Annotated in this window: 12 protein-coding genes; 6 read left to right on the forward strand and 6 right to left on the reverse strand. The window is 72.0% G+C overall.

The features are described from left to right. Nucleotides 1-115 precede the first annotated feature (115 nt). Together EIW28_RS07660 and EIW28_RS07665 are read left to right on the forward strand one after the other, a co-directional pair. Nucleotides 116-700, forward strand: a complete 585-nt coding sequence (locus EIW28_RS07660) for a TetR/AcrR family transcriptional regulator (protein ID WP_158630317.1) — start codon at nucleotides 116-118, stop codon at nucleotides 698-700. Continuing rightward, nucleotides 690-2,234 (forward strand): MDR family MFS transporter, encoded by a 1,545-nt coding sequence (locus tag EIW28_RS07665; RefSeq protein ID WP_125247114.1) that lies wholly within the window; start codon nucleotides 690-692, stop codon nucleotides 2,232-2,234. Before EIW28_RS07660 ends, EIW28_RS07665 begins: the two co-directional genes overlap by 11 nt. A 119-nt stretch (nucleotides 2,235-2,353) precedes the next feature. On the opposite strand, the gene EIW28_RS07670 is transcribed toward EIW28_RS07665, so the two are convergent. The 3 genes from EIW28_RS07670 to EIW28_RS07680 form a co-directional block, all read right to left on the reverse strand. Further along, entirely contained in the window at nucleotides 2,354-3,073 is a 720-nt protein-coding gene (locus EIW28_RS07670) for a glycoside hydrolase family 11 protein (protein WP_125247115.1), read from the reverse strand. 187 nt (nucleotides 3,074-3,260) lie between these two features. Next, the gene (locus EIW28_RS07675) at nucleotides 3,261-4,394 is read right to left on the reverse strand and encodes a sensor histidine kinase (protein WP_197717141.1); all 1,134 of its coding nucleotides are present in this window, start codon (nucleotides 4,392-4,394) and stop codon (nucleotides 3,261-3,263) included. Beyond that, nucleotides 4,391-5,053 carry a response regulator gene (locus tag EIW28_RS07680; protein ID WP_125247116.1) on the reverse strand — a complete coding sequence of 221 codons (663 nt, stop codon included), beginning with the start codon at nucleotides 5,051-5,053 and terminating at the stop codon, nucleotides 4,391-4,393. The genes EIW28_RS07675 and EIW28_RS07680 overlap by 4 nt, the downstream gene beginning before the upstream one ends. Nucleotides 5,054-5,278: 225 nt before the next feature. On the opposite strand from EIW28_RS07680, the gene EIW28_RS07685 reads away from it, so the two are divergent. After that, nucleotides 5,279-6,559, forward strand: coding sequence for a heparan-alpha-glucosaminide N-acetyltransferase domain-containing protein (locus EIW28_RS07685; protein WP_125247117.1), 1,281 nt, complete (start codon nucleotides 5,279-5,281; stop codon nucleotides 6,557-6,559). Nucleotides 6,560-6,649: 90 nt separating this feature from the next. Then, nucleotides 6,650-7,192, forward strand: a complete 543-nt coding sequence (locus tag EIW28_RS07690) for a GNAT family N-acetyltransferase (protein ID WP_125247118.1) — start codon at nucleotides 6,650-6,652, stop codon at nucleotides 7,190-7,192. A 32-nt stretch (nucleotides 7,193-7,224) separates the two neighbouring features. On the opposite strand, the gene EIW28_RS07695 is transcribed toward EIW28_RS07690, so the two are convergent. Further along, entirely contained in the window at nucleotides 7,225-7,701 is a 477-nt protein-coding gene (locus EIW28_RS07695; protein ID WP_197717142.1) for an RDD family protein, read from the reverse strand. Between the two features lie 364 nt (nucleotides 7,702-8,065). On the opposite strand from EIW28_RS07695, the gene EIW28_RS07700 reads away from it, so the two are divergent. Both EIW28_RS07700 and EIW28_RS07705 read left to right on the forward strand, forming a co-directional pair. Then, nucleotides 8,066-9,277, forward strand: a complete 1,212-nt coding sequence (locus tag EIW28_RS07700; protein WP_125247120.1) for a cytochrome P450 — start codon at nucleotides 8,066-8,068, stop codon at nucleotides 9,275-9,277. Between the two features lie 142 nt (nucleotides 9,278-9,419). Next, nucleotides 9,420-10,013 (forward strand): GrpB family protein, encoded by a 594-nt coding sequence (locus EIW28_RS07705; protein WP_125247121.1) that lies wholly within the window; start codon nucleotides 9,420-9,422, stop codon nucleotides 10,011-10,013. Nucleotides 10,014-10,137: 124 nt separating this feature from the next. On the opposite strand, the gene EIW28_RS07710 is transcribed toward EIW28_RS07705, so the two are convergent. Together EIW28_RS07710 and EIW28_RS07715 are read right to left on the reverse strand one after the other, a co-directional pair. Further along, nucleotides 10,138-10,548 carry a hypothetical protein gene (locus tag EIW28_RS07710; RefSeq protein ID WP_125247122.1) on the reverse strand — a complete coding sequence of 137 codons (411 nt, stop codon included), beginning with the start codon at nucleotides 10,546-10,548 and terminating at the stop codon, nucleotides 10,138-10,140. Nucleotides 10,549-10,662: 114 nt separating this feature from the next. Continuing rightward, nucleotides 10,663-12,840: an MMPL family transporter gene (locus EIW28_RS07715; RefSeq protein ID WP_125247123.1), complete on the reverse strand. Its 2,178-nt coding sequence runs from the start codon at nucleotides 12,838-12,840 to the stop codon at nucleotides 10,663-10,665. Nucleotides 12,841-12,882 lie beyond the last annotated feature (42 nt).

Consider the following 12,882-nt stretch of genomic DNA (forward strand, 5'->3'; position numbering starts at 1 on the left):
GACTCCCAGCGCCGCCCTCGCCGTGACGCGCCTCCGCTTCCCGGCCTCGGTTGTCGGTCGCCGGCTCGCCGGATATATTGAAACGAAAACACTTCGTTTCGATAGGAGGCGGCCGGTGGAGGGACGCTCACGGCTCTCGCCCGAGCGCGAGTCCGAGATCTTCGGAGCGGTCGTGAAGCTCGTCAGCGAGCACGGCTACGAGAAGGTCACCATGCAGCAGATCGCGGCGGAGGCCCGCACCAGCACGGCGACCCTGTACCGCCGCTGGAACGGGAAGCCGCGCCTCGTCGTCGAGTCGATCCGGCATCTGAAGCCGCACCCGCTCGAGACGGTCGACACCGGGTCGCTCCGCGGCGACCTCCTCGCCGGGGTGGGGCCGATGTCGCGCACGGCGCCCGCCGACCACGATCTGATGGCCGGCATCCACAACGCCGGCCGGTCCGACGACGATCTCGCCGCGGCCGTCCGCGAGGTCATCGCCGAGCCCGTAGAGCTGGCCGTGGAGGCCGTCATCGACCGCGCGATCGCGCGCGGCGAGATCGACCCCGACCCACCGGGGCGCCGCTTCGTCCACGAACTGCTCCTGGCGCCCGTCGTCGTGCGCCCCATGATCGTCGGCGAGCTCCCGGACGAGGAGTACCTGACCGCCTACATCGACGCCGTCATCCTTCCCGCGCTCGGAGTCCGCCATGACCGCTGACATCCTCGACGAACCGGTCGGGCCGACCGCCGAGCGCTCCAAGCTGCCGTCGCACTTCGGGTGGATCTACGCCGCCCTCATGGTCACGATGCTGCTCTCCGCACTCGACCAGACCATCGTCTCCACCGCGCTGCCGACCATCGTCGGCGAGCTCGACGGCCTGTCCCACATGGCCTGGGTGACCACCGCGTACATCCTCGCCGCGACCATCGGCATGCCCGTGTACGGCAGGCTCGGCGACCTCCTCGGCCGCCGCCGGCTCTTCCTCGCCGCCCTCGCGGTCTTCGTCGCCGGCTCCGGCCTCGCCGGGTTCGCGCAGGACATGCCGCAGCTCATCGCCTTCCGCGCCCTCCAGGGCCTCGGCGGCGGCGGGCTCATGATCATGTCGCAGGCCATCATCGCCGACCTCGTCCCCGTCCGCCAGCGCGCGAAGTTCATGGGCCCCATGGGCGCCGTGTTCGGCCTCGCCGCCGTCGCCGGCCCGCTGCTGGGCGGCTGGATCACCGACAACGCGGACTGGCGCTGGGCGTTCTGGATCAACCTGCCGCTCGGGGCCGCCGCGCTCGCCATCAGCGCGCTCGCGATCCGACTGCCGCGCAAGCAGGTCAAGATCACGTTTGACTACCTCGGCACCGCGCTCATGGCCGCCGCCGTCACCAGCCTGATCCTGGTGTGCACCTGGGGCGGCACCGAGTACGAGTGGACCTCGCCGACGATCCTGTGGCTGGGCGCGGTCTCGCTCGTGTCCGCGCTGCTGTTCGGCGTCGTGGAGCGCCGCGCCGCCGAGCCGCTCATCCCGCTGCGGATGCTCAAGAATCCGGTCTTCTCCATCGCGACGCTCATCGGCATGATCGCCATCGGCCTGGGCATGTTCGCCGTCATCAGCTACATGCCGACCTACCTCCAGATGGTGTACGGGTACTCGGCCACCGAGTCGGGGCTGCTGCTCATCCCCATGGTCGCCGGCATGATGCTCACGGCGACGACATCGGGCGCACTCGTGTCGAAACTCGGGCGGTACAAGGGGTTCGTGATCGCGGGCATGTTGGTCATGCCGGTCGGCATCTGGCTCATGTCCACACTCGACCCTGCATCTCCGGTGGCGCTCCTGTGCGCCTACATCGCGCTGCTGGGTGCCGGCATGGGCCTGGTCATGCAGAACCTGGTGCTGGCGGTGCAGAACGCGTTCCCGCAGTCGGAGGTCGGCACGGCCACGTCGTCGAACAACTTCTTCCGCGAGATCGGCGCGACCGTCGGCGTCGCGGTCGTCGGGGCGATCTTCACCAACCGGCTCACCGACGGCCTGGCGGGGATCGGCACGGACTTCGGCGGCGCCGGCGCCGAGTCGATCACCCCCGCGATCGTCCGCTCGCTCCCGGACGCCTTGCGCGATCAGGTGATCGACGCCTACGCCGACGCGCTGCTCCCGATCTTCCTCGGACTCGTCCCGGTGATCCTCGTCGGCACCGCGCTAGCGCTCTTCCTGCCGGACCGGAAGCTCCGCGATGGCACCGACCACACGCCCGCGCACTGATCGTCGCCGGCCGGGCGGAGACCGGGCGGGCTCCGGGCATCCGCTGGTCAGCGCAGATCTCGAACGCCCGACCCGAGGCATGGAGAGGGAGGCGCGCGGCGCGCCTCCCTCCACTGGGGTCAGCTGACGGTGATGTTGGAGCTGCCGGTGGACTGGTAGCCCTCGGTCGCCATGATCATGTAGTAGCTGAACGCGCCGAGGTTCATGCCGGCGCGGGCCCAGGCGTCGAAGTGGGCGCCGGTGTCGATGGTGCCGCTGCTGCGGAGGTTCTGCCGGACGCTCCAGTACTGCGCGAACGTCTTGGTGCCCTCCACCGAAGGCGCGTTGTAGCGCATGGAGTGCCCGAGGGTGTAGTTGCTGCCGTTGATGTAGGCGGTGCCGCGGTGCGAGGCGCCGCTGCTGGGGTTGTACGGGCCGTGCGATTCGACGATGTAGTACTCGACCAGCGGGTTCGACGTCCAGCCGTAGAGGGCCAGGTAGCCGTTGCTGCCGTGGTTGACCCAGCCGTTGTAGTTGACGGTGCGGCGGCCGCCGTTGGCCCAGCCCTTGCCGCCGACCCAGTTGTTGGCGCCGTTCCACTGGGAGCTGTAGTTCCCGCCCGAGCCGAGGGTCATCGAGGCCCGGCCCTGGCTGTCGGTCCAGAAGGAGTAGTAGTAGCCGTTGTGCATGCCGGTCGCGTTCTGCGTCAGCGTCTGCGCGTTCGCGGTGCCCGGCAAGGCGAGCGCCGACGCCGCGCCGAGGGCGAGCGCCCCGCCGCCGAGCAGGAGTCCCCTGCGGCTGAACGGGGTCGCGGGTTCCTTCCGGGGCTGTGCCTCAGACATGAGTCCTCCAAGTTGCATCGAAGAATGTCGATTTGAGAAGTATGCGCACCGCATCGAGCAACGTCAATAAGTTTCGGGAAACTTTCGGAATCTTCTTCGGAAGTTTCAGTCTGTAGTCGCCCTGAGCTCCGTGGGGCGCAGCGGTGCGCCGGGGGAGCGGGTCGGCGCAGAACGACTATCCGCACGCTTCGCATTCGCGGCAGCGTCAGTTCGAGGGCACGCGCAAGGCGACCCGCCAGCCTCCATCGGCCGTCGGGGCCGCTTCGAAGGTTCCTCGCAGCAGCTCCGCGCGCTGTTCGAGGCCGATGAGGCCGTGTTTCGCGCTCGGCAGCGGCACGACCGCGCGGGTGGGCGGCGTGTTCATGACCTCCGCCAGGACCGCGCCGTCCTCCTCCGCCACCCGGACGCGCACCGCCGCGCCGGGGGCGTGCTTGCGGGCGTTGGTCAGCGCCTCCTGCACGGTGCGGTAGATCGCCCGCTGCACCGGAGGGCTCAGGTCCGGCAGCGGCCCGGTGTGCAGCTCGGCCTCGACGCCGGCGCCGCGCACGAGTTCGCCCAGCCCCGCAAGCGTCGGCTGCGGGGCCAGGCCGACCTCCCCGCCGCCGCCGGCCCGCAGCACCCCGACCATGTGCCGCAGCTCGTCCAAGGTGCGTGCGGCGAGCGTCTGGATCGTGTCGGCGGCGTCCTGCGCGATCGGCTCCCGGGTGCTCACCTGGAGCGCCCCGGCCCGCACCGCGATCAGGCTCACCTGGTGCGAGACGACGTCGTGCATCTCCCGCGCCAGGTGCGCGCGCTCCTGGGCCAGGACCTTCTGGGCCGCCAGGGCCTGCTCGTGCTCGCGGACCTCGCTGATCTCCTCGAGCCGCCGCGACAGCTCCCGCTTGGTCTGGACCAGCTGGCCGAGGAACACCGCCGCGCCGGCGGGCGCCAGGGCGTAGGCCCCCCACACCAGCCAGGACGAGTCGAACCGGAGCGAGCCGTCCCCCCACCACGTGGTTATCGAGAACAGCGCGTACACCAGGGCGCAGCCGGTGAGCAGCCACCGGTTCCGCGTCGCGCACGCGACGGTGAACAGCGCGATCAGCGACGCCGCCGACTGGCCCATGAGCAACGGCATCGGCAACGTGGCCGCGAAGACCGCGAGCGGGTGCCGGCGGCGCAGCATCAGCGCGAGGACCCCGACGGCGAGCACGACGTGGTCCCACCACGCTTCGACGGGCAGGTGGTTGAACCACAGGTCGGCCGCCGCCACGGCCACGAGTCCCGCGTCGGCGGCCACGGCGGGCCAGCGCGATCCGGAGTGCCGCCAGGCCCGCAGCCGGGCCGAGGCGGCGTTCACCGCCGCCCGCCGTCGTCGTCGTCGAGGAGCCCGGCCCGCTGGGCCACGAGCGCCGCCTGGACGCGGTTGGCGACGCGGAGCTTGGTGAGGATCGCCGAGACGTGGTCCTTGACGGTGCCGACGCTGAGGTACAGCCGGGCCGCGATGTCGGTGTTGGACATGCCTTCGGCGAGGAGCACGAGAACGGCCCGCTCCCGGTCGCTCAAGGCGTCGACGGCGTCGGCGCCGGCGGGGCGCCGGCGGGCCGTGAGGTAGCCGTCGACGACGGTCGCGGTGACCTTCGGGGACAGGACCACGCCGTCGGCGGCGAGCGTGCGGACCTGGAGCGCGAGCTGCGCCGGGCGGGTGTCCTTGAGGAGGAACCCGGCCGCGCCCTCGCGCAGCGCGGTCGCCACGTACTCGTCGTTGTCGAACGTGGTGAGCATCGCGACCGTCGGCGGCGAGGACAGGGCCCGGAGCCGGCGCAGCACCGTGAGGCCGTCGACGTCGGGCATGCGGATGTCGAGCAGGACGATGTCAGGGCGCAGCCGCTGGGCCTCGGCCACCGCGCGCGAGCCGGTGACCGCGCCGACCACCTCGATGTCGGGCGCGGCGTCGAGGATGAGTTCGAAGCCGCTGCGGATCAGCGCCTCGTCGTCGACGATCAACACCCGGATCACGGCCGCTCCTCGCTTGTCGGTGCCACGGGTTGATTCCTAGCACGCCGCGGCCCCGCCGCGCGCAGTTCGCGGCTCCCGAACGTCGACTTCCGCCAGTCGGCGGGGGCTGATCGGCCAGTCGGCGGCCGGGTTGCCCCCACGAGGCGGGACGGTTCCCGCCTCCGGGGGCGGGGCGGTGGCCGCTCGCCGGATGAGACGGCGTGGCCACCGCCGCAAGCTGGCCCTATGACTGACACGAACTCCTTGCGAGACGAACCGACCTTGCGGCTGGTCCGCGACGGCCGCGACGCTCCGCCGCTGGAGCCGAAGCCCGAGCGCGGCTCCGCCTCGCTCGGCCGGGTCCTCGGGCTCGACCTGGCCCGCGCGCTCGCCGTCTTCGGCATGTTCTACTCGCACGTGGGCCCCCGGCGCCATTTCGACAACCCGGTCGTCAACGCGATCATGGAGATCCCGCACGGCCGCTCCGCGGCGCTCTTCGCGGTCCTCGCCGGCCTCTCGCTGGTGCTCCTCGCCGGCGGACGCCGGCCCCGGCCCGCTCTCGAACGCCGCCGGCGGATCGTCAGGATCGTCATCCGCTCGCTCCTGCTGATCGCCCTCGGCTCGGCCCTGACGGCGGCCATGGGCGTCGACATCATCATCCTCGCCTTCTACGGCCTGTACTTCCTGCTGGCGCTGCCGTTCATCCGCTGCGGAACGCGCACCCTCGCGATCCTCTCGGCCGCTGTCGCCGCCGTCGGCTCGGTGGTCTTCTACTGGTTCACCATGGCCCGACCCGGCTGGATCAGCGCGGTCGACGCGCTCGACCCGCTCGCCCGCGCAGGCGCCGACGGCATCGTCTCGCTGCTGTTCACCGGGTTCTACCCGGCCTTCCCGTGGCTCGCCTACATCTTCGCGGGCATGGCGATCGGCAAGCTCGACCTGTCCGCCAGGCGCATCCGGTTCCGCCTGGCCTGGGTCGGCGCCGGCCTGGCCGCGTTCGGGTACGGGTTCTCCTGGGTACTGCGCGACGTCGTGTTCGCCGCGGGCCCGGCGATGGCCGGGTCGGGCAGCTGGAGCTCCGGCTCGGACATGTCTTCCTCGCCGGGCTCATCCGGGGCGATGGTCCCCGACGGCGTGAGCCCGTGGTCGCCGGACATGCTGCGGTTCCTGCTCGAGTCCTCCCCGCACTCGGGCACCATGTTCGAGCTGACCGGCAACATCGGCATCGCGATGCTCGTCATCACCGCCTGCGTGGCCCTGCTCGACCGCTCCGCGCCGGCCCGCAAGCTCTTGACGCCGATCACGGCGGTCGGCGCGATGTCCCTGACCCTGTACGTCGCCCACCTGTGGGGCATCGGCCTGGTCCCGCCGCAGTCGGCGACCAGCGTGGTCCCCGAGCTGCGGGCCTGGGCCTGGTTCTGCCTGGCGGCCGTCGCCTTCGCGTTCCTGTGGTCCCGCTTCTTCAAGCGCGGCCCGCTCGAACACCTCATGCACTGGGCCACCGGCGTCGCCAAGTTCGTGCGCTGAGCCTGGGGCTCGGCGCAACGGGGAAGGCCGCTGAGCCGGAGCGGGCGCTTCGGCTCAGCGGCCCAGACCGCTACATGAAAGGACACCGCCATGACCGGCGATCTCGACATCACGCTCGCACTCGCGGCCGCTTCCGACCTGCCGGCCTTCCAGAACGCGTTGCAGCAGGCGTTCACTGAAGCGGCCGCCGAGTACGGCATCGATGGCGACGACGGCCCGATCCCGTCCGACGCGGACGTGCAGCAGGCGTTCCAGTCGCCCGGAGCGGCCGTGTACCACCTGCTGCTCGACGGGGCACGGGTCGGCGGGGCCGTGCTGCACATCGACTCCCGCACGCATCGCAATTCGCTGGCGCTGTTCTACATCGCCTCCGATCACCGCGGCCGGGGCCTCGGCCTGGCGGCGTGGAACGCGATCGAGGCCCGCTACCCGCAGACCGCGGTCTGGGAACTCGGCACGCCCGCCTTCGAGCGGCGCAACCTCCACTTCTACGTCAACAAGTGCGGGTTCCACATCGTCGAGTTCTTCAACGAGCGCCACGCCGATCCGCACGCCCCGGCCGCCGATCTGCGCCAGGGCCCCGCCGTCGAAGACGAGGGCTTCTTCAGGCTCGAGAAGGTCATGAGCCGGTAGCGCACCGTCGCGCGCGGCGACCCGGTCGCGGCTCAGCGGGGCGGCAGCGGGTGGCCCTGGGCGTGCAGTCGGCGGGTGCGCGCGATGTCTATGCTGGTCCGCTGGAGGGTGCCGTCCGAGAGACCGCCGCCGGTGAGCGCGCCGATGATCGCGGCGGGCAGCAGGATCAGCCGCACGAACATGGCCCAGGGGCCCTTCGCGCCGATCCTGCCGCCGTCGCTCACCCGCACCAGGCGGGTGCCGGTCCACAGCGCGCCGAGCGCGCGGCCGTTGCGCAGGCACAGCCCGTACAGCAGCGGCAGGACGAGCCACCAGGCGATCATGGCCAGCGCGATCACCGCGCCGTCGAGGCCCCGGGAAGCGTCGACCGCCGCCAGCGCCGCGGCGCCGGCGAGCAGCCCGAGCACGAACACCGCGGCGTCGATCAGCCAGGCGAGGCACTTCGCCCATCCGCCGGCGGGGACGTAGGGGACGCCGTTGCCGAACCTCTCGACCTGCTTCGCTGCCATGGCGGCGACTGTAACGCGCGAGCCGCGCATGAACGGCCGCCGCCGGCGCTCCGGCGCGATTCCTGCCGCTGTCCCGCCGGTTCTCTGCCTCGATCCCGCGGCCGCCGGCTGCTGTACTCGAGGTACGAATCGCGAAGCGGCTTCTGGCCGCCCGGATGAATGGAGGACGCATGCGCAGTCTCGTCAAGGCAGCCGCCGTACGCGCCGTCGGAGGCAAGCAGGGCACCCGCGGCTGGTACGCCTGGCACTACTGGCTCTAATGACGACTCCCAACGGTCGCAGTGCCGACATCCGCCCGATTCCCTTGAGCGAGAACGATTCAGGGGACTCGGCGGTACCGCTCCCAGGACCGGCGCGGCGGCCGTTGGGCCTTCCCCCCGACGACTTCGACCGCGACCCGATCGCCTGCCTCCAGCGGCTGCGGAACGAATACGGCGACGTGTTCGCCTTCGCACCGGGGAAGGTCGCGGTCGCCCGCCCCGCGTGGGTGCACTGGGCGCTGGCCCGCACGAATCGCGAGACCCGGGTCGACGCGCCGGCGCCGCCCGAGAAGCTCGCGGAGCGGCCGCTCCTGCGCGATCGCGTCGAGACGTGGATGGCCACCAGGCGCACCGCCCAGTGGCATCGCCTCGGCCGCGAGGTCGCCGAACGGACCGCACCGGTCATCCGGAGTGCCCTCCAGCGATTCCTGGACGCTCCGGGGCGCTCGCCGATCCGCCTCCGCGACTGCGAGCACGCCGTCCTCGACGCCGCCGGCGGCATCTTCGTCCGCGACCTGGAGGGCGACCGGCGGGACGCCTTCGCCGCCGTGGGCGACCTCCTTCTGGAGGCGGGTTCGGCCTCGGTCCAACTGCCCGAGTGGTTGTCCCCGCTGACGCGCCGCCGCCGCCGCGCGAACGACGCGTGGATCGGGGCCCTCGTCGCGCACGTCGGCGCGCGGCGCGCGATCCGGGACGCCGCGGAGCCGCCCTCGGACCTGCTCGATCTGCTCGTGGACGCCCGCGACGGCGACCGGCCGGCGTTCTCCGACCTCGAAGTCGCGCAGTCGCTGTCGATCAATCTCGAGAACCTGTACACGGTCGGCGGCACCGGCCTGGCGTGGCTGCTGGCCGCTCACGCCGCCCACGGCCCATCCCGGCCGGCGGGGGTGGACCGCGAGGAATGGAACCGGGCCGTCGTGCGGGAGACCCTGCGGGTCTACCCGGCGGTGACGCTCACCAGCCGAATCCTGTTGGAGGACACCGCGTTCGGGGACGTCACGGTCCCGGCGGGCGACTCGGTCTTCCTCAGTCCGCTCCTGCTCCACACGGACCCGCGCTGGTGGCGCGAGGACCCGAGCCGGTTCGATCCGGCGCGGTGGCTCGCCGCTGACGTCCACGACCCGCACGCGTACCTGCCCTACGGCGCGGGTCCGCGCATCTGCACTGGAGTCCACATCGCGAACGCGGTGCTGGAGACCGCCGCCGACCTGCTCGCGGACCGGACGGTCACGACGCGGCCGGGCCCGCCGCGGCGCCGGTGGGGCGCGGTGACCACGCCGAAGCGGTTCCGGGCCGTGGTGAGTCGCCGCGCCTAGACGATCGACCGATCGGGGCGTGGCCGGCACCGAACGCGGCGACCTCCGCGCGCTTCCTCCGCCGGGGGCGGCTCGGCGAGGTAATCAGGTTGGCCCATACCGGTCAGCATGTGAGAATTGGGCGCCCGAAGGAGGCGCATCGATGAGTCAAGACCTGACGCGGCATCACGAGACCCCGCGCGACGACAGCATCTGGGTCGGCGGGCGGCCGGAGCCGGTGGCGATCGCCATCGCCGCGTACGACCCGGCCTGGCCGGCCCGCTTCCAGGAGCTGGCCGCGCGCGTCAGAGCGGCGCTGGGCGACAAGGCCCTGAGCGTCGAGCACGTGGGCTCGACGTCGGTGCCCGGCCTCGCGGCGAAGCCGGTCATCGACATCGCCCTGACCGTCGCGGACCCGGCCGACGAGTCGGCGTACCTGCCCGAGCTGGAGGAGGCGGGGTTCAGGCTCGTCATCCGCGAGCCCGCCTGGCATGAGCACCGCGCCCTGAAGTCCGCGCGCCCGAACGCGAACCTCCACGTCTGGGGTCCGGGCTGCCCCGAGGTCGAGCGGCAGCGCATGTTCCGGCAGTGGCTCATCGACCATCCCGAGGACCTGGCCAGGTACCAGGAAGCCAAGACGGCCGCGGCCGCCGAGGCGAACGCGGCGGGCGAGATCGTCACCGAGTACAACCGCCGCAAGCAGCCGGTGATCCAGGAGATCTACGAGCGGATGTTCCGCTCACACGGACTGCTCTGAGCCGCTGTTCGAGGCGAGGGACGGGCCACAGCGGCGGCGTGGACTTCGACGGACGCGACGCGACAGGGGAGAACGGCGCGAGCCGTTCCCCCCTCCCGACGCGGGACCGCGGCCGGGGTTCCGGCTACTCGTTGAATCCCTGGGTGGCGCAGGGCACCAGGGCGTTGCACAGCCGCATCCGGTAGGGGATCCCGGTGATCACGTCGAAGTTGAAGCTCTCGTACGTCCCCGCTCCCGAGTCGTTGTTCTTGCAGCGGAGGGTGACCCAGCCGGTCCGGGGGGTCCACGACTGGAGGCAGCCTTCGACGCTGTGGCCGTCGCGGTTCGAGTCGTAGACCCGGAACGAGTCGCCGTCGTCGACGTGCTGCATGGCGCCGACCTGGCGGCCGTCGATGTCGGACAGGATCAGCCAGGTGTCGGCCGCGAAGGCGGCGCTCCCGGTCCCGGCGATGAGTCCGACGCCGATGGCGCAGGTGACCGCGAACCTTGTGGCCCACTCTTGAGCATTGATTCTCCAAGTGTCGCAACGGATCACGCCGGCCTGTCCGACGTGAGCAAACGAAGCTAGATACGCCGCAAGGCTTCACGCGGTTGCCCCGCTTCGGCCGCAAAAATCTGAGCCGGCACGGTTCGCGCCGCCGCTCGGCGGCTAGCCTTCGCGGAGGCCGACGCGGTCGTGCAGGCGCCGCAGCGGCGGCGGGGCCCACCAGTTGAAACGGCTGGTCAGGCGCATGAGGGCGGGCAGGAGGACGCCGCGGATGACGGTGGCGTCCACGACGACCGCCAGCGCCATGCCCAGGCCCAGCATCTGGAGGAAGACCACGTCGCCGGTCGCGTACACCGCGAACGAGAACGCCAGGACCAGCGCGGCGGCGGTCACCAGCGGGGCCGAGCGCTGGAGGCCGGCGGCTATCGAGGCGGTGCGATCGCCGGTCCGGTCGTGCTCCTCCTTGATGCGGGCGAGCATGAACACCTCGTAGTCCATCGAGAGCCCGTAGGCGATGCAGAACATCAGGATCGGGATCGACGGCTCGAACGAGCCCTGCGGCGTGAACCCGATGAGCCCGGCGAGGTTCCCCTCCTGGAAGACCCACACCATGGCCCCGAACATGACCGCCATGGACAGTCCGTTCAGGACGGTGGCCTTCAGCGGCGCGATCACGCTGCCGGTCATGAGGAACAGGATCACCACCGTGATCGCGACGATGAGGGCCAGCAGCAGCGGCAACCGGTCGAGCAGCGCGTCCCTGAAGTCGGCCAGGGCCGCCGGGTAGCCCGCGACCGCGGTCGTGAAGGGCGCCTCGACGGCGCGGACCTCGCTGACCATCGCGTACGGGTCGTCGCGCATCGCCTCGGTGGTCGGGACGGCCGACAGCCACGTGTCCGTGCCGTGCCAGGCGAACCGCTCCGTGTCGGCGGGCGCGACCGGGCGGCCCTCGGCGAACGCGCCCGCGGCCGAGTCGACCCGCGCGATGACGTCCACTCGGGACAGTTCGGCGGCGTACGCGGCGAGGGCCGCCGCGTCGGCGTCCTCGGCCAGGACGAGCAGCGCGTCCGTCTCCTCCGCGGTGAAGTTCCCGGTGACCTGGTCGGTGACGACGCGGCTCGCCGCGTCCTCCGGCAGCGCCCGCTCATCGGGCACGCCGAAGCGCACGTCCAGCAGCGGCGAGGCCAGGGTCAGCACGAGCACCAGCGCCCCGGCTCCCCACAGGAGCGGGCGGCGCACGACCGCGCCGGCGAGCCGGAACCAGCGCCCCTCGGCGAGCGGCCGCTGCGGGCTCCGGCGCTCGACGCGGCGGCCCCAGACGGCCAGTGCCGCAGGCAGGACCACGACCGCGCCGACCACGGCCGCGGCGGGCACGATGATGCCCGCGTACGCGAAGGACCGCAGGAACGGGAACGGCATGAACAGCAGCACCGACAGGCTCGCGGCCACCGTCACGGCGCTGAAGACGACGGTCCGGCCGGCGCTGGCGACGGTGCGGGCCACCGCCTCGGCCCGGTCGTGCGCGAGCGCCTCCTCGCGGTACCGGTTGACGATGAACAGGCAGTAGTCCACCGCCAGGCCCATCGACATGACCAGGATCAGGTTCGCGGCGAACGTCGAGACCTCCACCTGCGCGGCGACGAACCGCACCGCCGCCAGCGACACCGCGAGTGCGAACAGGCCCACCCCGACCGTGAGGAACGCGGCCGCCGGGCGGCGGTAGATGGCGATGAGGAGCACCAGGAGGCCGGGGATGACGATCGCCTCGGCGAGCAGGAAGTCCTCGCGGGCGATCTGCGCGGCCTCGCGGAACAGCTCGTCGGAGCCGCCGATCGCGACCGCCAGCGGACCGTCCCCGCGCTCGAACTCGGCCTTGAGCCGCGGCAGGACCTCCTCGCGCACGTACGTCACCTCGCCTGGGACGTAAGCGGTCACGAGCGCCTGGCTGCCGTCGTCGCTGCGGAGGGCCGGCGAGGCGCCGTCCCAGTACGAGTGCACGCGGACCACGTCGTCGGCGCGGCCGAGTTCCGCAGCGAGCGCGGCCCCGGCGGCCGCGCTGGCGGGGGAGTCGACGTCGCCGTCGGCAGCGGTGACGAGGAGCAGGACGTTGGCCGAGCCGGTGGCGAAGTCCCGGTCCAGGCGCTCGGCGGTGGTGATCGACTCGGAGCCGGGGACCTCGTAGCGGGAGAGGACGAGCGCGTTCATCGTCCCGGAGGCGGTGAACGCGGCGGCGAGGAGGACGAGCAGCGCGGTGGCGAGGACGGCGCGGCGGCGCCGGAACGCGAAGCGCCCCAAGCGGTGCATGGCGGTGGTCTGGCGGGGTGGCGCGTGCGGCGTCATCGGGGTCTCCTGACCGGCGTAGACTGAGAATGCGAGTGAGCG

The sequence above is a fragment of the Glycomyces terrestris genome (genome assembly GCF_003933745.1).
Lineage (GTDB): Bacteria > Actinomycetota > Actinomycetes > Mycobacteriales > Micromonosporaceae > Glycomyces > Glycomyces terrestris.